Here is an 18890-nt window from a genome sequence, read left to right on the forward strand (position 1 = left end):
AAAGGGTCACCGCCGAAACGACTCACTCGCCGTCGCCCAGCCACGCGTCCTCGATGCGGATCGCGCCCCTGTCGCCCTCCCACTCCGTCTCGTACGAGAGCCTGATCGGGCGATCCATGTGTGGGCCGTCGGTGACGAGCGTCTCGAACTCCCCGCCCTCGCCGAGGATGTGGACCCCGTACGCCTCGTTGAGCGCCGCCAGTTCGTCGAGCGCCGCCTCGTCGAGCGTCCGCCCGAGCCAGGACTCGTCCAGTCCGTAGGCGGCCACCTGGATGATTCGGATCTCGAACCCGGCCGCGAGCATGGCGTCGGCGAGTGCTCGCGGCTCCTCCTGCCAGAGCGGGGCGAACAGCTCGGCGTCGAGGCGATCACACATCGCCTGGATCCGGCTCGTCTGATACTCGCTCTCGACGGCCCCGGCGGTGACGCCGGCCACGCCGCCCGGAAGCTCCGCGTCGAGCGTCTCCAGTGCCGCCTCCAGCGGCTCCAGTTCGGCGTCGCCTTGCTGGCCCGAGTCGACGGCGCTCTCGGCCGCGAGGTCGTCGGGCTCGACGTCGACGAGTTCGATCCCGATGCTCTCGGCGGCCAGCGTCGCCAGCGAGGTCGCCGGGATGTGGTACATGTACGAGTCGTCGGAGGGATGGACGGTGACGAGTCGCCGCACGTCGCGGCCGCTCTCCAGGGCGCGGTACAGCGCCCACGCAGAGTCTTTGCCACCCGAGAACAGACTCACCCACGCGTCGGTCATACCCGCCCTTGCCCGCGGCCGAATAAAGCGATGTGGATTCCCGCAGGAACACCTTTGCCGTCGGCGTGTGAACGTCGAGACATGTACGACCGAATCCTGTTGCCGATCGACGGCAGCGACGGGGCGAGGCGGACGGTCGATCACGTCGCCGACATCGCGGCCGCCCAGGACGCGTCGGTGACCGCGCTGTTCGTCGCGGACACGACGCTGGACTCGGTGACCCGGGTGCAGGGCGACGTCGTCGACTCGCTGGTCGAGACCGGCGAAGAGATCGTCGGCGAAGCGGGCACTGTCCTGGCGAGCAGCGGCGTCGACTACGAGACGGACGTCGTCTCCGGCGGTCCCGCGCGGACCATCGTCGACTACGCCGACCGGTACGGCTTCGATCTGATCGCGATGCCGACACACGGCCGGACGGGGATCTCCCGGCGACTCCTCGGTAGCGTCACCGAGACGGTGATCCGGCTGTCCCAGATCCCGGTGCTGACGATCCGTCTGGCAGACGAGACCAGAACGACGTTCCCCTACGAACGGCTCTTGCTGCCGACCGACGGGAGCCCGGCGGCGACCGCGGCCGTCGAACACGGGCTCGATCTGGCGGCCGCGCTGGACGGGACGCCACACGCGCTCTCGGTCGCCGAGTCTGGCTCTGTGCTGGGACTGGGTGGCGACGAAAGCGACCCCCAGTCTGCCGCCGAGGCCGCCGTCGAGAACGTCGAGCCGATGGCGAGCGAGCGCGACATCGGCACGCTCGTGACGGCCGTCGAACACGGGTCGCCACACGAGGCGATCACGGCGTACGTCGACGCGAACGACATCGACGCGATCGTGATGGGAACGACGGGCACGCGAGGGATCGGCGAGATCCTGCTGGGCACCGTCGCGGAGCTGGTCGTCCGGACGGCACCGGTACCGGTGATCACTGTCACGGCCGAGGAGTGACCGGCGGCCTACTCGACGAACTCGTCCTGGACGCTCGACTGGCTGAAGTACGCGGCAAAGCGGACGCCGATCAGGCTCACGAGGATCCCGCCGAGGATGAACACCGCGAGCCGCGGGCCTCGCTCCAGCGTGACGGCCTCGATCAGCACCGGGCCGATCGTCGCCGGTCCGATCTGGAACTGACCGATGGCCCCCGCCCGTTCGAGGAAGTACTCGGAGAACCCACGGACGACCAGTCCGACGGCGATCGTCCCGAACGGGAGGTTGACGTACGCCGAGCGGATCGAGTCGCGCTGCATGAGCTCGTCGATGAGCCGGCCGGTGGCGGCCGCGAGTGCCGCCGCCGTGAACCACGGCACGCCGTCGAACGCGAAGCGCATGGCGTGGATGAACGCGCTCTGGTCGCCGGTCGACCGCACGCCCAGCGCACCCACGAAGACGCCGACCAGCGCCAGACCGGCGGCGACCACGTAGGTGACCAGCGACACGCGCCCGGAGTACAGGGCCTCCTGGATCTCGCCGGGGAGCCGCGAGAGGTACTCGTCGATCCCCAGCCCCTTGTAGATGAGGAACGCGCCGACGGCGGCCGCGATGGCCCCGACGGCGAAGGTGGGCGACGTGACCAGCAAGAGCAAGGGGAGCGCGATCAGTGCGATCCCCAGCGGGACGAGGACGGTCTTGCGCAACTCCTCGTCGGCGAGGAACTGCTTGAGCAGGTAGTACGTCGATTCGATGTCCCGGGCCTGCCGGACGACCACGCGGTCGACCGCGTCGACGCGCAGGCGGCTCTCGATGATCGGGACCAGCCGCTCGTCCTCCGCGCTGTCGACGACGACGACCGCGGAGTCGGGATCGTGGATCTCGACCAGTTCGTCCACCTGTCTAGCGACGCTCCGGTCGGCGCTGACGCCGTCGCCCCGATCGCCGACGACCGTGACGATCGCGTCGTCGCCGTCGGCTTCCAGGTCGTTGCTCACCCGCAGCCCCTCCAGCATCGTGTTCACGCGGCTGTCTTCCGGGTCCGCGAGCCCGACCTCGGTCACGAGCGCCTCGACGGCGTCGTAGCCCGCGACCGGGAGCGATGTGTCTGGCGGAAACGTCCCCCCGCGATCGATACAGACCACCAGCGTCGTCACGTGTGTCTGGTCACGTCGCCCGAATAAAAATCCTCGCCAGGGCGACGGCCTACCGACGGAAGGAGAGGCCGTCGAGATCCCCGTCGAACGCGCTCGCGACACCGGCCCCGAGCGCGAAGGCGGCCGTCTGGGCACCGGTCTGGAGCCTGCCGGCCAGCCCGCGAGACGGCTCGAACGCCTCGACGGTGACTGGCTCGCCCAGTTGCGCCTCCAGTTTCGCCTCGACGTCTCGTCGCGTCCCGATCTCGTCGACCAGTCCCAGCTCGTGGGCCTCGCTGCCGAGGAAGATCCGGGCCTCGGTGTCGCGGATCTCGGCGGCGTCCAGCTCCCGCCCCTCGGCGACGGTGTCGACGAACTGCTCGTAGTAGTCGTCGACGATCGACTGGAGGTACTCGCGTTCCTCCTGCTCGAACTCCTTGAGCGGGGTCCCGGAGTCTTTGAACGCACCCGCGGTGAACTGCTCGTAGGAGAGTCCGACCCGATCTGCGAGCTCCTTGGCGTTGACCCGCGAGCCGATGACGCCGATCGAGCCGACGATGCTCCCCTCGCGCGCCCAGAGTTCGTCACAGCCGGCGGCGATGTCGTACCCGCCGGAGGCACACACGTCCGTCGCGTAGCCGACGGTGGGGCCGTCGAAGCGCTCGGCGGCCAGCCGGATGTCCTCGCTGGGGACGATCTCGCCGCCGGGCGTGTTCAGCTTGACGAGCAGCGCGTCGACCGCGCTGTCGTCGTCGGCGCGCTCGATCTGTTCGACGATGTCCTCGGCCCGCGCACCGACCGGAGGGCTGGTGATCGAGCCGCCGCCGTCGCGACTGATCGGCCCTTCGACGGCCACCTCCGCGACGTTGTAGCCGGGCAGGAGCGAGCCGGCGATCGAGCCCCCGAGCTTGACGCCGGCCACGATCGCGAGGACGACGAACACCACACCGAGGAGGTCGGCGAGGCTCCCCGGCAGGACGTAGAACGCGAGCCAGCCGACGAGACCGACTGCGATCGTGACAGCGGCGACGAGCAACAGCCGCCCGACCGTACGTGTCGTCGACATCGTCACTGGAACATCCCGAGCGGCTTCGCGCTCGTGGATTCGTCGTTCGCCTGCTGCATCTGCGCAGCCAGGTCCGCCTTCGCCTCGCTGATCTCCTCGGCGTGCTCGACCAGTACTTCCGTGTCGATGTCGATGCCCGCGAGGGGCTGGACACCGTCTTGCAGGACGACGCGTGCCGCCGCCGGATCGGGGAACTGCTTGTCCGCCTCGACGACGAGCCCGACGCTGTCGAGGCCCTGGCGCTGTGCGACGTGGAGCAGAGCACCGGTCGGCCCCGTGACCGCGCCGTCGATCGTCGGCGCGCCGATGTCGGCCCCAGAGAGCAGCGTCTTCCCGTCGCCGGTCCCGACGCCGTACATCGACGCCGTCCCCTCGCGTTTGGCCGGCATCCCGCTGAGGTAGATCGGCGTCACGTCGTTGTCGGCCAGCCAGCCCGTCAGGCAGGTGGCGAACTCGTCGGCAGTGCTTGGCGAGACCGGCGCGTCGCTCTGGAGGACGAGCAGCTCCCGCTCCGCGTCGGCGTAGAGCCTGACCGGCGGCTTGAGCTGCTGGTCGCCCTGTCGGTAGACGGCGATCTCCGGGAGCCCGTCGCAGTGGATCGAGGCGTACTCGGTCATCTCGAAGGTCTCGACCAGGTGATCGGCCGCGATCTTGCCGACCAGCCCGACCCCCGGAAGCCCCTCGACGAGCGTCGGCGATTCCAGCTCGAGGTCGTCACGGTGGACTGCAATGTGTGCCATACCCGAAACCAGCGCGTCCGTGGAGTTAACAGTCGGGGCCGGCCGCCGACCGGGCAACCGTCTCGGTCGCCCCGAGCGCGCCACTCCGAAACAGACAAGCGTGCGACCGCTATACGCACCGCCAATGGACGTTCTGGAGCGGTACGAACCGCTGATCGATGATTTTTCGGCGTTCCGCGACGCCTGCGCGCGCCCGCTCCCGCCGGTCGTTCGAGTCAACACGCTCAAGACGACCGTCGACCGGGCGATCCGGGCGTTGCGAGACGAGGACATCACCGTCGAACGAACCGACTGGCACGACGGCCTCCTGCGACTCCCCGACGACCAGCCGGGGGCGAACTGGCCGTACTTCCACGGCTGGATCTACGGGCAGGAAGAGGTCTCGGCCGTGCCCGCCCGCGTCCTCGATCCACAGCCCGGCGAGCGGATCTGGGACGCCTGTGCCGCGCCGGGGAGCAAGACCTCACAGATCGCGGCCCGACAGGCGGACGACGGCGTCGTCGTGGCGACCGACTCCAACCTCGGCCGCCTCTCGGCGCTGCGGACCAACACCGAACAGCTCGGGCTCACCAGCGTCGCCGTCACCCACGAGGACGCCCGCAACCACTCGCTGAAGCCGTTCGGTGACGACGACGCCGCGGAGTACGACCGCGCGCTCGTGGACGTGCCCTGTTCGTGCGAGGGGACGGTCCGCAAGAACCCAGACACGCTCGACGAGTGGACGCTCGAACACGTCGAGGGCATCGCCGGTGTCCAGAAGGGCGTGCTCCGGCGCGCGATCCAGACCACGAAGCCCGGCGGGACCGTCGTCTACTCGACGTGTACGTTCGCGCCCGAGGAGAACGAGGCGGTGCTGGACTACGCGCTCGAAACGGAGGCGTGCCGACTCGTCCCCCTCGAGATCCCGCTTGACTCGACCAGCGGCGTCACCGAGTGGCAGGGCGAGTCCTACGACGACAGCGTACGGCAGGCCCACCGGATCTACCCCCACCACAACGACACCGGCGGGTTCTTCTGCGCGAAACTGGAGGTCACAGCATGACCCACGGCGACGTGACCTTCGACCGAGTGCCGGTCGACGACGCGGCCCGCGAGGACCCCGACGCGCCCACCCGTGAGGAGATTCTGGACTACTGGCCGGAGCGGTTCGGCATCCCCCGCGAGGTGTTCGAACCCTACACCTTCTGGGAGCGAGGCAACGGCAAGATCTGGCTGTTCCGCGGCGAGGCACCCGACACGGTCCCCATCCAGGGGCTCGGCATGACGTTCCTGCGCACCCGCCAGGAGTTCTGGAAGCCGACGACCGACGCCGTCCAGCGCTTCGGCGACCGGGCCAGCGAGAACGTCCTCCACCTCGACCGGGACGCCGCACGGGCCTTCGTCGCGGGCGAAGACCAGGAGATCGAGTGGGACGGCGACTGGGGCTACCTCATCGTCACCCACGACATCGCCGGAACGACCGAACCCCTCGGCGTCGGCCTGTACACCTACGGCGAACTCAAGACACAGGTCGCCAAGGGTCGCCAGCGGGAGCTGTAACGGACCGGGTTGCTCACTTCTTTCGGATCGTCCCGCCGTCCAGTCCCTCCCACTCGACCCGGTATCCGAGCGCCGACAGGACGGCGCTGGCGTCGTCGAGCCCGTACTCGTCGAGGATCGTCTCGGCGGCCAACAGCGACATCCCGGTCTCGATCTCGTCGTCGACTGCCGACAGCACGGCGGGCCTGACCAGCGTCCGCCCGACGCGCTCGTGGTCGGGAACGGATCGGTCTTCGACAGTGGCCTCGCTGACGCCGTGTGCCGCGGCCAGTTCAGCGAGCGTGAGCACGTCGGCGTCGGGCGTGAGTTCCTCGGGGAGCGTCTCGGCGTTTGCCGCCGTCAGCTCCGACTCGTATCGCCGCAGTGCGTCGCGAACGTCCTTGATCCGGACGGTGCCCGAGTAGGGGATCGCTCGGTGGTCGCGGGCCTCGATCTCCGCGGTAACGTCGCTGGACTCGGTCCGGTTCGAGGCCGACTGCTGGTCGGCGGCGAGGCTCTCGTCGACGGCGACGAGCAGCTCCACGTCGTCGATCTCGGCCAGCTGTGCCAGTTTCTTCTCGACGTACTCGGGCGTCCAGAACCCCATGATCTCGAAGAACACGCGGAAGTCGGCGTACTCGTAGTCGAAGGCGAAGTCGGGGATCGCGACGCGGGAGCCGGCGGCCAGCGGTTCCGGCTCTCGGGTGAGTTCCCAGTCGAGATCCAGCGCTTCGAAGCGGGCGGCGAAGTCGGCCTCGACGCCGCTGTCGTAGCTCACGTCGGTCACCGGCTCGACGGCGGGGACCGACACGTCTTCGTGGGTGAGCCGGAGGGTGCGCTCGGTGCCGCGGTCGTCGATCGTCGCCCGGAGCGTCCACTCGGGGGCCGAGGCGGCGACGGTTCGCAGGAGCCGAGCAAAGCGTGTGCCGTAGCGCCGCGTTCGCTGGAAGAGCCGGTCGGGGCCGGTGACGACGACGATTCGGCCCTCGTCGGTGGCTTCGATCTCGTACATGAGACGGAGGCGCTTGACCGCGGAGACGAGCGTCCGGGGATCGCTCGATCGGAGGCGGACCTCGGTCGCGTCGAACAGGGCCGTCTGTGCCAGCGAGAGGTTGTACTGGGCGATCAGTTCGGCGGGGTCCCAGCGCGTGTCGACGCCGGTCAGGACCTGTCGGCACTCGCGGTCGGCGTACAGCGAATGCTCGATGTCGGCGGCGTCGACGGCGAGTCCGTCGGCCGCCCGTTCGATCGCCGCGCATCGCTCGTCCTCGGAGACGACGCCGACGGCCTCACCGGCCTCGAAGGCGGCGCGGCGGGCTCGCGCCGGTGGGACCGCCGTCCGGGTCTCGAAGGTGGCTTCGCGTTCGACCAGTTTCGCCAGCCCACGGACGAGTTTGAAGTCGTCGGCCCCTCGTTCGAGGTCGGTCAGCGCCGTCTGGAGTGTCTCGCGGGCCTCGCCGACGTGGCCCTGGTAGGTACCGATCACGCGGGCGGCCAGCGGTTCGTCGGCGTCGTCGGCGAACTGTGGATGGTACCCCCCACCCGCTCGCGAGACGCGCAGCAGGTCCTTCGTGAGCACGGCAGACTATCGGATACCGATCGGCAAAAGGCCGGCGTCGCTCACCGACGCCGGGCGGCGACGTTCTCCTCTGCCGTCTCCTCGCTGATCAGTTCGTAGAGGATCGCTCTGTCGCCGTCTCGCTTCGGCCGCAGGATCCGTCCGAGGCGCTGAGTGAACTCCCGCTCGCTGCCGCTGCCAGAGAGGAGGACGGCGACGTTCGCGTCGGGCACGTCGATCCCCTCGTCGAGGACGTTGGCGGTGACGATGCGAGAGTACGTGCCCTCGCGGAACCGTTCGAGGATTTCGCGGCGCTCGTCGGCTCCCGTCTCGTGGGTGATCGCCGGCAGCAGGAACCGCTCGGAGAGCCGGTAGACCAGATCCGTGTGGGCCGTGAAGACGATCACGCGGTCGTCGCGGTGGCGATCGAGGATCGTCGCGAGCCGCTCGACCTTCCGGTCGGCGTTCATCATGACCTCGCGTGCGCGTTGCTTGGCCAGCAGGGCCTCGCGCGCCTCGGGATCGGTGCCGGACCGCTTGACCAGTTCCTGGTAGTCGCTGCCCGACCGCATCGTGATCGAGGAACGCTGGAGGTAGCTGGTAAACGTCTCCTGGTGGCGCTCGTAGGTCGCTCGCTCGCTCTCGGTCAGTGCGACCGCGATGCGCTTGATGTCGTAGTCCGCGAGGTGGTCGCCAGCGAGTTCGTCGACGGCGATCCGGTACGCGAGGTCGCCGATCAGTTCCGCGACGACCTCGTGGGCACCGTCCGGACGCTCGAAGGTCGCCGTGAGCCCGAGACGAGCCGGCGCGGCGAGCAGGCGGGCGATGTCGCGGTACCCCTCGCCCCCGAGGTGGTGGACCTCGTCGAAGACGACGAGTCCGAAGCGGTCGCCCAGTTCGTCGGCCCGGAGGTACGCCGAGTCGTAGGTGGCGACGGTCACGTCCGCGACGCGCTGCTCGCCCCCGCCCATGCGGCCGATCTCGCAGTCGAACTCCCGTTCAAGTTCCGACTGCCACTGGTCGAGGAGGTCGATCGTGGGCACGACGATCAGCGTCGGCGTCGCCAGTGCCTCCATCGCTGCGATCCCGACGACGGTCTTGCCGCTCCCGGTCGGCAGTTCGAGCACGCCGCGATCGCCGCTGTCTCGCCAGGCGTCGAGTGCCGCCTGCTGGTAGTCCCGGAGTTCGTACGTCGATTCGAGCGGCAGCGTCGGCAGATCGAGCACGTCGTCCTCGTAGGCGACGCCGCGTTCGTCGAGGGCCGCCCGAACAGCGGCGTAGCGGTAGGCCGGTGCCCGTCCGGTCTCGCTGCGAGCGTCGTACTCGACGCCGGGGAGATCCGCAGGCAGTCTCTCCGAGAGGCGGATCGTCCCCTCCTCGAACGACAGTCGTGCCATCGTCGCCCGGTTGGGCGGTCCGGGGCAAAACGCTGGCGACGGAGCGACACCGATCAGATGATCCGTCTGAAAAATATCCGATCACTGGTTGTTCTTCACTATCTACACTTCTCGTCGGATCGGCGTCCCGTCGAGCGCATCCTCCATCACCCGCTGCCAATTGTTTTGTCGGTGAAGTTCGCGATGGTCGACACATACTGTTACGGTCAATGGCTCGACACACCACCAGTCGTAAAATGACGCACAGAATCAGGCAACAGTGACAGACACGAGCGTTCGAACGGCCAACCAATCAGAGCAGACTAATTATCCACAATCCATCAACTCTCGATATGATATCCGAGAGTAAACTTAGGACTAGTGATAAGTATGTGGTGTTTGATTTACACGATGCCATGACACGTGGCACACAGACCTGGCGACGCAGAGGGGTATTGAAATCTATCGGAGCACTCGGGGCACTCGCCGGTGTCGGCGTGACGGGTGCGACTCCCGGTCGAAGCCCCGGGCCGAAGCCGGACGAACTGATCGTCGGCGCGAAGCGAGGCGTCAGCACGGCCGACGTCGAGTCGGAGGTCTCGGCCGCGACGACGGCGAACACGTCGGTGGTCCACCGCAACGAGGTGCTCGGCTACCTCGCCGTCAAACTCCCCGAGGTGAGCACACAGTCCGAACGCGAGTCGGTCCGCCAGCAGTTCGAGAGTCAGCCCAACGTCGCTTACGTGGAGGACAACGTCACCTACGAAACTCAGCTGACGCCCAACGATCCGCAGTTCGGTGACCAGTACGCGCCCCAGCAGGTCAACGCAGCGGCGGCCTGGGACACGACGCTTGGCAGTACGGACGTAACCGTCGCCATCGTCGACACCGGCACGCAGTACGAACACCCTGACCTGACGAACCTGTTCGGGAGCAATCCCGGCCGGGACTTCGTCGACCGCGACGGCGACCCCGCTCCGGGATCGGCCAGCGAATCTCACGGGACTCACGTCAGCGGGTGTGCGTCGGCAGACACCGACAACGGCGTCGGCGTCGCGGGCGTGAGCGACTCGCGACTGTTGAGCGCCCGAGCACTCGGTGGTGGCGGCGGCGGCGCGCTGTCGGACATCGCCGACGCGGTTCGATGGGCGACCGACCAGGGTGTAGACATCATCAACATGTCGCTGGGCGGGGGCGGCTACACCGAGACGATGAAGCGAGCGGTGGAGTACGCCTACGACCAGAACGACGTGCTCGTCGTCTGTGCAGCGGGTAACGACGGCGGCTCCGTCTCGTATCCCGCCGCCTACGACGAGTGTGTCGCCGTCTCGGCGCTGGACCCGAACGAGGAACTCGCGAACTTCTCGAACCGCGGCCCGGAGATCGAGGTTGCTGCGCCGGGAGTCAACGTCCTGTCGACGGTGCCCTACGACGGCTACGAGTCCTTCTCTGGAACGTCGATGGCCTCGCCCGTCGCTGCGGGGGTCGCGGCACTGGGGAAGGCCGCCGAGCCGGGCCTGTCGGCGAGTCAGCTCCGCGAACGGCTCAAGTCGACGGCCGACGGCGTCGGACTACCCGGCGACCAGCAGGGCTCGGGCCGCGTCGACGCCGCCGACATCGTCCGTGCCAGCGGCGACCCGCCGGACAACGAGACACCGTCGGCCGCCGCCGCCGCCGATCCGACCGACCCCAGCGTCGGCGAGACCGTGACCTTCGACGGGAGCGCCTCGTCCGACCCCGACGGCACGATCGAGAGCTACCAGTGGGACTTCGGGGACGGGAACACCGGCTCGGGCGTGACCGTGGAACACAGCTACGACACTGCCGACGAGTACCAGGCGACCCTGACCGTGACCGACGACAGCGGTGCCTCGACGACCGACGGCGTCGTCGTGAACGTCTCACGCGGCGGTGGCGGGGACTGTAGTCAGAGCGCCTCTGGGAGTGCCGACGGACAGCTCACCGGCTGGCGAGACAGCGACAGTTACACCTGGACGAGCCAGTTCTCGTCGACCTGTGAGGTGACGGTCGACCTCTCGGGACCGTCGGGGACGGACTTCGATCTCTACGTCACCGCGGACGGCCGGACGCCGACGACCAACGACTACGACGCACGGTCGGTGTCGGGCGACAGCGAGGAGTCGGTCACGCTGTCGGAGATCGGTGACTCGGTCAGTATCCTCGTCGACTCCTATCGGGGCAGCGGCTCCTACACGGTCAGCGTCGAGGAGACCGGCGCGGGCACTCGGGCGACCACCAGTTCGGAGGGACTGTAACCAGAGTCGGGCGGTGTCGACCGACGCGTCACCGCAATCCCGACGACCGGATTCTGTAATTCTTTTACCCGCGCGACCCCCTGCTACAGGTATGACCGAGCAGGACGCGGCAGAGACCGAGGCGTCGTCCGGCGAAGCCGACGAGAGCGGAACCGAACGAGGGGACGCCGACGCGTCGGGCGAGGCCGCATCCGAGGAGCGTGGCGACGAGGCCGTCGACGAAGAACTGATCGACCGGGTCGCCGAGTCCGATCCCGAGGCGATCGCGACGGAACTGGCGTCGCTGCGGACACGCGTCGACGGCCTCGAAGGGGCGGTCGACGAGCGCGACGCGGAGATCGACGAGCTGGAGTCGAAGCTCAAGCGCAAGCAGGCCGAGTTCCAGAACTACAAGAAGCGGATGAAAAAGCGCCGCGAGGAGGAGAAACAGCGCGCCACGGAAGACCTCGTCTCGAAACTGCTCGACGTGCGCGACAACCTCCAGCGCGCGCTCGAACAGGACGAAGACGTGGACATCCGCGACGGCGTCGCGTCGACGCTCCGGCAGTTCGACGACGTGCTCGACGCCGAGAACGTCGACGTGATCGAGCCCGAGCCGGGTGCCGACGTGGACCCCGAGTACCATCAGGTACTGGCCCGCGTCGACTCCGACCAGCCCGAGGGGACCATCGACGAGGTCCACCGGGCGGGCTACGTGATGGCCGAGAAGGTGCTCCGGGAGGCACAGGTCACCGTCAGCGAGGGCGAGTAGACGCTCGATCTGACACCTGGCGAGTCCGGCGTAGAACCACTCTGAGCGGTAGTATTGTGGTTAGGTTTATATCCACCGGTCGAATAGTCACCACTGGTCGAAAACGGTACGCATGGGGTCCCTCCCCGTGGTTCCTCGCTATCGAATCTAGCAACTTTTAACCGGCGCAATCGGGTATAGACGAGTAAGATGGCGAGCAACAAGATTCTCGGAATCGACCTCGGGACCACGAACAGCGCGTTCGCGGTCATGGAAGGGGGCGACCCCGAGATCATCGTGAACAGCGAAGGCGAGCGAACGACACCGTCGGTCGTCGCGTTCGACGACAGCGAGCGCCTCGTCGGCAAGCCGGCCAAGAACCAGGCCGTCAAGAACCCCGACGAGACGATCCAGTCGATCAAGCGCCACATGGGCGAGGACGACTATTCGGTCGAACTCGACGGCGAGGACTACACCCCCGAGCAGGTCTCGGCGATGATCCTCCAGAAGATCAAGCGCGACGCCGAGGAGTACCTCGGCGACGAGATCGAGAAAGCAGTCATCACCGTCCCCGCGTACTTCAACGACCGCCAGCGCCAGGCGACCAAGGACGCCGGAGAGATCGCCGGCTTCGAGGTCGAGCGCATCGTCAACGAGCCGACCGCCGCGGCGATGGCCTACGGGCTCGACGACGACTCCGACCAGACCGTCCTCGTGTACGACCTCGGCGGCGGGACGTTCGACGTCTCGATTCTCGATCTGGGCGGCGGGGTCTACGAGGTCGTCGCCACGAACGGTGACAACGACCTCGGTGGCGACGACTGGGACCACGCGATCATCGACTACCTCGCCGACCAGTTCGAAGACGAGCACGGCATCGACCTGCGCGACGACCGCCAGGCCCTCCAGCGCCTGACCGAGGCCGCCGAGGAAGCGAAGATCGAACTCTCCTCGCGAAAGGAGACCCGCGTCAACCTCCCCTTCATCGCGACGACCGACGACGGTCCCCTGGACCTCGAAGAGAAGATCACGCGCGCGACCTTCGAGTCCCTGACCGAGGACCTCATCGAGCGCACCGTCGGTCCGACGGAGCAGGCCCTCGCCGACGCGGGCTACGACAAGGGCGACATCGACGAGGTCATCCTCGTCGGCGGTTCCACGCGGATGCCCCAGGTCCAGGACAAGGTCGATGAGATGACCGGGCAGGAGCCAAAGAAGAACGTCAACCCCGACGAGGCCGTCGCGCTGGGCGCGGCCATCCAGGGCGGCGTCCTCGCGGGCGACGTTGACGACATCGTCCTGCTGGACGTGACACCCCTGTCGCTGGGTGTCGAAGTCAAGGGCGGTCTCTTCGAGCGGCTCATCGAGAAGAACACAACGATTCCCACGGAGGAGTCGAAGATCTTCACCACCGCGGCGGCCAACCAGACGCAGGTCCAGATCCGCGTGTTCCAGGGCGAGCGCGAGATCGCCGCCGAGAACGAGCTGCTCGGCGAGTTCGCGCTGACCGGCATTCCACCGGCCCCCGCCGGAACGCCCCAGATCGAGGTCTCGTTCAACATCGACGAGAACGGGATCGTCAACGTCTCGGCCGAGGACAAAGGCTCTGGCAACAAGGAGGACATCACCATCGAGGGCGGTGCCGGCCTCTCGGACGAACAGATCGAGGAGATGCAGCAGGAAGCCGAAGAGCACGCCGAAGAGGACGAGGAACGCCGCAAGACCATCGAGGCCCGCAACGAGGCCGAGTCCGCGGTGCGCCGCGCCGAGACCCTCATCGAGGAGAACGAAGCGGAGGTCGACGACGACCTCGTGGCAGACATCGAAGCCGAGATCGAGACCGTCGAGGAGGTCCTCGAAGACGAGGACGCCGACCGCGAGGACTACGAGGACGCGACCGAATCCCTGACCGAACAGCTCCAGGAGATCGGCAAGCAGATGTACCAGGAGCAGGCCGCCGAAGGCGCTGCTGGCGCTGGCGGTGCTGCCGGTGCCGGCGGTATGGGCGGCATGGGCGGCGCTGGCCCCGGCGGTGCGGCGGGCGCTGGCGGCGCTGCCGGCCAGGGCGAGGAGTACGTCGACGCCGACTTCGAAGACGTAGATGAAGACGACGACGAATAGTCGTCGTCTTCATCTGCTCGGGAGAGCATTGCTCTCCCGGTGTTTCGAAAAGTGAGCGAAGCGAACTTTTCGAAGTAGACGACGAAGAGTCGTCCTCCTGAGCCCATCAGAAATCTCCGATTCTGAGGACGTCGACGACGAAGACGAGGACTGAAGGGACGAGTCTTCGTCGTCGGCCCGGAAGTCGCGCACAACGGAGTGAGCACGTCTTCCGGTGTCTCGAAATCTGAACGGAATGAAGATTTCGAGTTTGACGACGACGAGTAACGCGAGTCGAGTCGTTCTCGTCGGCTCGAAAGGCGCGCACGGCGAAGCGAGCGCGCCTTCCGGTGTCTGCGCGAACGAAGTGAGCTTCTCAAGGGTGACGACGACGAGGAGTCGTCCGCGCTCCTCGTGTTTCGAGACTGGCGAGTCTTCGAGTCGCCGCGTTTCTAAAGACGACTCCCGTCGACGCCGTCCGACGATCCGTCTTCGATCGCACGTTCGTATCGCTGTGTGAACTGGAGAAGGTCTCGAACCGGGTCTGGAAACTCACGCAGTCGAACGTCGCCGGTGGTGCTGTCGTACTCGATCAGCGTCGCGTCGGCGAGCTGTGGGAGGTGGACGTGCCGGAGTTCGATCGCGACGCGGTCTCGCTCGGTCGGGTCGACCGGGCCGTCGGCGGTCGAACGCTGGCTGGCGAGCAGCGCTGCCAGCGTCTCGACCGTCGTTCGGGGCTCGTCGAAGAGATGACACAGCGTCTGCCGCCTGACTGTCGACGCGAGCGCGTCGAAGAGCCCGTCCAGATCCGGCAGGTCGCCAGTTGCGTCGGTCCCACTGTCGAGGTGCCCGAGCGGCGTCGTCCCATCCCCAGTATTGTTGTCCATTGACAACACCTGGAGACACGTTCATCGGGGTGGACTATTTAGATACCGGTTGGTTATCTAAGATGATGTCGCGATTGGGGTCGTCCGGCGCGTTCACTTCGAGGGGAGCAACCACAACACCCATTGTTCCCAGTTCGCAACGTTTCGGTATGACCGAGCTACCACCGGTCGGTATCGGAACGTGGGAGAACACGGACCCCGAGGCGTGCGCGAACGCCGTTCAGACGGCCCTGGAGATGGGGTATCGCCACGTCGACACCGCCGACATCTACGGCAACGAGGAACACGTCGGTGCGGGGATCGCACGCGCCGACGTGGACCGTGAGGCGTTCGTCCTCGCCTCGAAGGCCCACACACAGGCGACGGGGCTGACCTACGACGCCGTGATCGAGACGGCCGAGCAGAGCCTCGATCGACTCGGCGTCGACGCTCTCGATCTCTTCTACGTCCACTGGCCGACCGGAGAGTACGACGCCGAGGAGACGCTGCCGGCGTTCGACGAACTGGTCGCAGACGGGCTGATCCGGGAGGTCGGCGTCTCGAACTTCACGCCCGAACTGGTCGAGGAGGCGATGGACGTACTGGACGCACCGGTCTTTGCCAACCAGGTCGAGATGCACCCGCTCCTCCAGCAAGCGGAGCTCGTCGCCCACGCACAGGCACACGACTACTACCTCGTCGCGTACTCGCCGCTGGCGCGGGGCGACGTGTTCGAGGTCCCCGAACTGAACGAAATCGCCGACAAACACGGCGTCAGCGAGGCCCAGGTCAGTCTCGCCTGGCTGCGCTCGAAGGACAACGTCGTCGCGATCCCGAAGGCGACCAGTCGGACACACATCGAAGACAACTACGCGAGCCTCGATCTGGCACTCGACGAGGAGGACATCGCGACGATCGACGGGATCGAACGCGAGGATCGCCACCTCGACTTCGAGGCAGCGCCCTGGAACTAGGGTCCGGTCGGAAAACGAGGCAACAGTCCGTCTCGATCAGTCTGCGTCGATCAGTTCGCGCCGACCTCGTAGGTGTCGAGCGTCACCGTCTGCACTCCGGCCGCACCGAGCGGCCGGCCGGTCCAGCGCACCTCGACGGTCACACCGGCAGTCAGGGGGAAGCCGACCGTCCGATCGGCGTCGAAGTAGTCGCCGTCACCGTCGGCGTCGATCGTCGGATCGTCGAGCGAGAGCGTCCCGCCGGGAGCGAGTCGCTCGCTGCCGTCCTCGGACCAGTTCACGGTCGCCACGTTCGTCCCCGCCTCGTCGGTCACGACGAGCGAGAGTTGCGCCGCCGAGACGGCGTCGCCACCGGCGTGGGTGATCGTCACGGAGTGTGTATCGGCGTCGTAAGAGCCGTCGAAGGAGGCCGTCGGCGGGTCGACGATCCCGGCCCCGGACGCACTGACGGCGAGCACGACGACGGCGACGGCGACGCCGGCCGCGAGCCAGACGGCCACGCGCTCGACGCCGAAGGCCGTCCGAACGTAGTCGCTCACTTCCATCGCTTCGGGAGTCACGAGGGAGCGTCTTGAATCGGTCGATGCCCGGTCGGAGCCGTCGAAACGTCACCGCACACTCGCGTCTCCGACCCGTTCTTTTCAAGTAGCTCAATCGTCTACGGGTGGACAACGAATGAGCGAGGACTTCTACGAAGTACTCGGGGTCTCCCGGGACGCCAGCGAAGACGAGATCAAAGACGCGTACCGGAAGAAAGCACAGGAGTACCACCCCGACGTCTCCGACGACCCGAACGCCGAGGAGAAGTTCAAGAAGATACAGAAGGCAAAGGAGGTCCTCACCGACGAGGAGAAACGCCAGATGTACGATCAGGTCGGCCACGAGCGGTTCGAGCAGGCCGAGAAACACGGCGGCGTCGGCGGTGGCGGTGCCGGTGGGAGCGGCCCGTTCGGCGGTGCCGGCGGCGGTGGTCCCTTCGGCGGCGGCGGTGGCGGGATGGGCGACATCTTCGACCAGTTCTTCGGCGGCGGCCGCTCCAGCAGCGGGCCACAGCAGGGCCAGGACCTCAAGACCTCCGTTACGATCGATCTCGAAGAGGCCTACAGCGGCGTCGAGAAAGAGCTCACCGTCCGCCGGCCCGAGACCTGTCCAGACTGTAACGGACAGGGCCACCCGCCCGACAGCGACTCCCGGACCTGTCCGCAGTGTAACGGCCAGGGACAGCAGACGACCGTCCAGCAGACGCCGATGGGGCGCGTCCAGCAGACCCAGACCTGCCGGCGCTGTGAGGGCGACGGGACGCTGTACGACGAGACCTGTTCGACCTGTCGCGGCGACGGGACGGTCCGCAACCAGGCGACGCTGACCGTCGAGGTCCCGGCCGGCATCCAGGACGGCCAGACTCTCCGGATGAACGGCGAGGGCGCGCCCGGCGACCGGGGCGCGCGCAACGGCGACCTCCTGATCGAGGTGTCGGTCCGTGACCACCCCGACTTCGACCGCGACGGCGCAGATCTTCACTACCACCTCCCGATCTCGTTCCCGCAGGCCGTCTTCGGCGACACCGCCGAGGTCGAGACGTTCGACGGCACCGTCGAGTTCGACGTGCCGGCGGGCACCCAGAGCGGCGAGGTGTTCCGCCTCTCGGGCAAGGGGATGCCCCGACTCCGGCGGCGCGGGGAGGGCGACCTCTACGTCGAGGTCCAGGTCGTGACGCCCGACGAGTTGACCGACGAACAGCGCGACGCGCTCAAGCAGTTCGCCGAGGCCGGCGGCGAGGAGGTCTCGGTCGACGAAGGGTTCTTCGAGAAGCTGAAGAACTCGCTGTAGCCGGATCCGCCGTCTTTTCTTACCCCGGTCCTAACCCCCAGCCATGGAGACACTCGGGGACCTCGTCGCCGACGCACGCGACGGCGACGGTTCGCTGTTCGCGTCGAGCGAACGAACCGCACCGTACAGCTACGCCGACTTCGCGATCAACGTCTGGAAGACCGGCAATCTCTTGCGTCACTACGGCGTGCGCGAGGGGGCACGGGTCGCCGTCGTCGTCGGTCCGAAAGCGCCGACTGCGGACGACGAACCGGGCTGGCTCGGTGGGACACCGGACCCAATCCTCGCCGTCCTCGCGGCGGCGGTCGACGGCGCAGTCGTCGACCCCGCACCGCCGACGAGCGTCGACGCGAAGGCGATGATCGCGCCCAACGACTGGGTCGCCCGCTACGAGCTGGCACCCGGGACGAAGGCACTGGCCTACGGTGGACCGCCCGAAGATCCGACCGTCGCACACCTCGAACGGGAGGCCTGGAGCGAGAACCCACTGGCACCGCCCGCAGAGCTCGATCCGGACGATTCCGTGCTGGCGGCCGACCGCACGTACACTCACGGCGAGTTGCTGGCCGGAGCCGACCGCGTCGTCGACGAGTACGATCTCACCGCAGCTGACGAGGTGACGATCGCCGCGCCGCTGACCGAGCCGGGGACGCTGGTCGCCGGTGTGCTGGCTCCCATGCGAGCCGGTGCGACGATCCTGCTGGGTGCGGACCAGTCGGGCACCGTGGCTGTCGGGGACGGAGCCGCGACTGGAGCGCGCGTGATCGATCCGGAAACCGTCTTCGACGGTAGCCACTGAGAGGGCTTGTTTCCACCCGCACGACGACAGTTCGACCGAGGAATCGATCGGTTCGGCCGCTCGCTAGTGGCTGGCGCGGTACTCGCCGTGCTTGACGCCGACGAACAGGACGAGTAGTCCGAACACGAGCAGTCCGCCGGTGATACCGAGGCTCAGCGTCTGAGGCATGGGGCTGGTGATCGTCCCACCGGCGAGCACGCCGAAGAGGACGACGAACGCGGCTGCGGTGACCGTGGTGTTGAACTCCATGTG

General features: G+C 67.4%; 18 protein-coding genes. 9 read left to right on the forward strand and 9 right to left on the reverse strand.

Going from position 1 to position 18890, the window contains the following annotated elements; genetic code table 11:
• Window positions 1–22: 22 nt before the first annotated feature.
• The gene (locus AC5FRZ_RS11190; protein WP_170094847.1) at window positions 23–748 is read right to left on the reverse strand and encodes a diphthine--ammonia ligase; all 726 of its coding nucleotides are present in this window, start codon (window positions 746–748) and stop codon (window positions 23–25) included.
• Between the two features lie 81 nt (window positions 749–829).
• Between AC5FRZ_RS11190 and AC5FRZ_RS11195 the strand changes: the two genes are divergently transcribed.
• On the forward strand, window positions 830–1690 hold the full coding sequence (locus tag AC5FRZ_RS11195; RefSeq protein WP_493564609.1) for a universal stress protein: 861 nt from the start codon (window positions 830–832) through the stop codon (window positions 1688–1690).
• Window positions 1691–1698: 8 nt separating this feature from the next.
• Here the strand turns inward: AC5FRZ_RS11195 and AC5FRZ_RS11200 are convergent, their stop codons facing one another.
• The 3 genes from AC5FRZ_RS11200 to AC5FRZ_RS11210 are packed head-to-tail and all read right to left on the reverse strand — an operon-like array spanning window position 1699 to window position 4611.
• Window positions 1699–2826, reverse strand: coding sequence for a DUF373 family protein (locus tag AC5FRZ_RS11200; protein WP_170094849.1), 1128 nt, complete (start codon window positions 2824–2826; stop codon window positions 1699–1701).
• A 49-nt stretch (window positions 2827–2875) separates the two neighbouring features.
• Window positions 2876–3871: a signal peptide peptidase SppA gene (gene sppA / locus AC5FRZ_RS11205; protein ID WP_493564610.1), complete on the reverse strand. Its 996-nt coding sequence runs from the start codon at window positions 3869–3871 to the stop codon at window positions 2876–2878.
• A gap of 2 nt (window positions 3872–3873) precedes the next feature.
• Window positions 3874–4611: a proteasome assembly chaperone family protein gene (locus tag AC5FRZ_RS11210; RefSeq protein WP_170094852.1), complete on the reverse strand. Its 738-nt coding sequence runs from the start codon at window positions 4609–4611 to the stop codon at window positions 3874–3876.
• Window positions 4612–4735: 124 nt separating this feature from the next.
• Here AC5FRZ_RS11210 and AC5FRZ_RS11215 point away from each other — a divergent pair, with 124 nt between their 5' ends.
• Window positions 4736–5653: an RsmB/NOP family class I SAM-dependent RNA methyltransferase gene (locus AC5FRZ_RS11215; protein ID WP_493564611.1), complete on the forward strand. Its 918-nt coding sequence runs from the start codon at window positions 4736–4738 to the stop codon at window positions 5651–5653.
• Window positions 5650–6150, forward strand: coding sequence for a DUF7122 family protein (locus AC5FRZ_RS11220; RefSeq protein WP_170094856.1), 501 nt, complete (start codon window positions 5650–5652; stop codon window positions 6148–6150). The genes AC5FRZ_RS11215 and AC5FRZ_RS11220 overlap by 4 nt, the downstream gene beginning before the upstream one ends.
• A 13-nt stretch (window positions 6151–6163) precedes the next feature.
• On the opposite strand, the gene AC5FRZ_RS11225 is transcribed toward AC5FRZ_RS11220, so the two are convergent.
• Together AC5FRZ_RS11225 and AC5FRZ_RS11230 are read right to left on the reverse strand one after the other, a co-directional pair.
• A complete protein-coding gene (locus AC5FRZ_RS11225) occupies window positions 6164–7708 on the reverse strand; it encodes a DUF790 family protein (protein ID WP_493564612.1) in 1545 nt (514 codons plus the stop codon).
• Between the two features lie 41 nt (window positions 7709–7749).
• Window positions 7750–9084 carry a DEAD/DEAH box helicase gene (locus AC5FRZ_RS11230; protein ID WP_493564613.1) on the reverse strand — a complete coding sequence of 445 codons (1335 nt, stop codon included), beginning with the start codon at window positions 9082–9084 and terminating at the stop codon, window positions 7750–7752.
• Between the two features lie 434 nt (window positions 9085–9518).
• Between AC5FRZ_RS11230 and AC5FRZ_RS11235 the strand changes: the two genes are divergently transcribed.
• The 3 genes from AC5FRZ_RS11235 to dnaK all read left to right on the forward strand — a co-directional run bounded on the left by AC5FRZ_RS11235 (window position 9519) and on the right by dnaK (window position 14190).
• On the forward strand, window positions 9519–11339 hold the full coding sequence (locus AC5FRZ_RS11235) for a S8 family serine peptidase (protein WP_493564614.1): 1821 nt from the start codon (window positions 9519–9521) through the stop codon (window positions 11337–11339).
• A 91-nt stretch (window positions 11340–11430) separates the two neighbouring features.
• Entirely contained in the window at window positions 11431–12090 is a 660-nt protein-coding gene (locus AC5FRZ_RS11240; protein ID WP_170094876.1) for a nucleotide exchange factor GrpE, read from the forward strand.
• A 189-nt stretch (window positions 12091–12279) separates the two neighbouring features.
• Entirely contained in the window at window positions 12280–14190 is a 1911-nt protein-coding gene (dnaK, locus tag AC5FRZ_RS11245; RefSeq protein WP_493564615.1) for a molecular chaperone DnaK, read from the forward strand.
• 431 nt (window positions 14191–14621) lie between these two features.
• Here dnaK and AC5FRZ_RS11250 read toward each other — a convergent pair whose 3' ends face one another.
• A complete protein-coding gene (locus tag AC5FRZ_RS11250; RefSeq protein ID WP_493564616.1) occupies window positions 14622–15056 on the reverse strand; it encodes a DUF7344 domain-containing protein in 435 nt (144 codons plus the stop codon).
• Between the two features lie 149 nt (window positions 15057–15205).
• Here AC5FRZ_RS11250 and AC5FRZ_RS11255 point away from each other — a divergent pair, with 149 nt between their 5' ends.
• On the forward strand, window positions 15206–16009 hold the full coding sequence (locus tag AC5FRZ_RS11255; RefSeq protein ID WP_493564617.1) for an aldo/keto reductase: 804 nt from the start codon (window positions 15206–15208) through the stop codon (window positions 16007–16009).
• A 50-nt stretch (window positions 16010–16059) separates the two neighbouring features.
• Here AC5FRZ_RS11255 and AC5FRZ_RS11260 read toward each other — a convergent pair whose 3' ends face one another.
• Window positions 16060–16554, reverse strand: coding sequence for a type IV pilin domain-containing protein (locus AC5FRZ_RS11260; RefSeq protein ID WP_170094884.1), 495 nt, complete (start codon window positions 16552–16554; stop codon window positions 16060–16062).
• 130 nt (window positions 16555–16684) lie between these two features.
• Between AC5FRZ_RS11260 and dnaJ the strand changes: the two genes are divergently transcribed.
• Together dnaJ and AC5FRZ_RS11270 are read left to right on the forward strand one after the other, a co-directional pair.
• On the forward strand, window positions 16685–17839 hold the full coding sequence (gene dnaJ / locus AC5FRZ_RS11265; protein ID WP_493564618.1) for a molecular chaperone DnaJ: 1155 nt from the start codon (window positions 16685–16687) through the stop codon (window positions 17837–17839).
• 43 nt (window positions 17840–17882) lie between these two features.
• On the forward strand, window positions 17883–18638 hold the full coding sequence (locus tag AC5FRZ_RS11270; RefSeq protein WP_493564619.1) for an acyl-CoA synthetase family protein: 756 nt from the start codon (window positions 17883–17885) through the stop codon (window positions 18636–18638).
• Window positions 18639–18701: 63 nt separating this feature from the next.
• On the opposite strand, the gene AC5FRZ_RS11275 is transcribed toward AC5FRZ_RS11270, so the two are convergent.
• Entirely contained in the window at window positions 18702–18887 is a 186-nt protein-coding gene (locus AC5FRZ_RS11275) for a DUF7333 family protein (RefSeq protein ID WP_153553892.1), read from the reverse strand.
• Window positions 18888–18890 lie beyond the last annotated feature (3 nt).

The organism is Halomicrobium sp. HArcht1-1 (assembly GCF_058933285.1).

Bases quoted from the DNA above. Each gene is read 5' to 3' on its own strand.
- AC5FRZ_RS11190 (WP_170094847.1), bottom strand. From the start codon at position 748: ATGACCGACGCGTGGGTGAGTCTGTTCTCGGGTGGCAAAGACTCTGCG.
- AC5FRZ_RS11195 (WP_493564609.1), top strand. From the start codon at position 830: ATGTACGACCGAATCCTGTTGCCGATCGACGGCAGCGACGGGGCGAGG.
- sppA (WP_493564610.1), bottom strand. From the start codon at position 3,871: ATGTCGACGACACGTACGGTCGGGCGGCTGTTGCTCGTCGCCGCTGTC.
- AC5FRZ_RS11210 (WP_170094852.1), bottom strand. From the start codon at position 4,611: ATGGCACACATTGCAGTCCACCGTGACGACCTCGAGCTGGAATCGCCG.
- AC5FRZ_RS11215 (WP_493564611.1), top strand. From the start codon at position 4,736: ATGGACGTTCTGGAGCGGTACGAACCGCTGATCGATGATTTTTCGGCG.
- AC5FRZ_RS11220 (WP_170094856.1), top strand. From the start codon at position 5,650: ATGACCCACGGCGACGTGACCTTCGACCGAGTGCCGGTCGACGACGCG.
- AC5FRZ_RS11230 (WP_493564613.1), bottom strand. From the start codon at position 9,084: ATGGCACGACTGTCGTTCGAGGAGGGGACGATCCGCCTCTCGGAGAGA.
- AC5FRZ_RS11240 (WP_170094876.1), top strand. From the start codon at position 11,431: ATGACCGAGCAGGACGCGGCAGAGACCGAGGCGTCGTCCGGCGAAGCC.
- dnaK (WP_493564615.1), top strand. From the start codon at position 12,280: ATGGCGAGCAACAAGATTCTCGGAATCGACCTCGGGACCACGAACAGC.
- AC5FRZ_RS11250 (WP_493564616.1), bottom strand. From the start codon at position 15,056: ATGGACAACAATACTGGGGATGGGACGACGCCGCTCGGGCACCTCGAC.
- AC5FRZ_RS11255 (WP_493564617.1), top strand. From the start codon at position 15,206: ATGACCGAGCTACCACCGGTCGGTATCGGAACGTGGGAGAACACGGAC.
- AC5FRZ_RS11260 (WP_170094884.1), bottom strand. From the start codon at position 16,554: ATGGAAGTGAGCGACTACGTTCGGACGGCCTTCGGCGTCGAGCGCGTG.
- dnaJ (WP_493564618.1), top strand. From the start codon at position 16,685: ATGAGCGAGGACTTCTACGAAGTACTCGGGGTCTCCCGGGACGCCAGC.
- AC5FRZ_RS11270 (WP_493564619.1), top strand. From the start codon at position 17,883: ATGGAGACACTCGGGGACCTCGTCGCCGACGCACGCGACGGCGACGGT.
- AC5FRZ_RS11275 (WP_153553892.1), bottom strand. From the start codon at position 18,887: ATGGAGTTCAACACCACGGTCACCGCAGCCGCGTTCGTCGTCCTCTTC.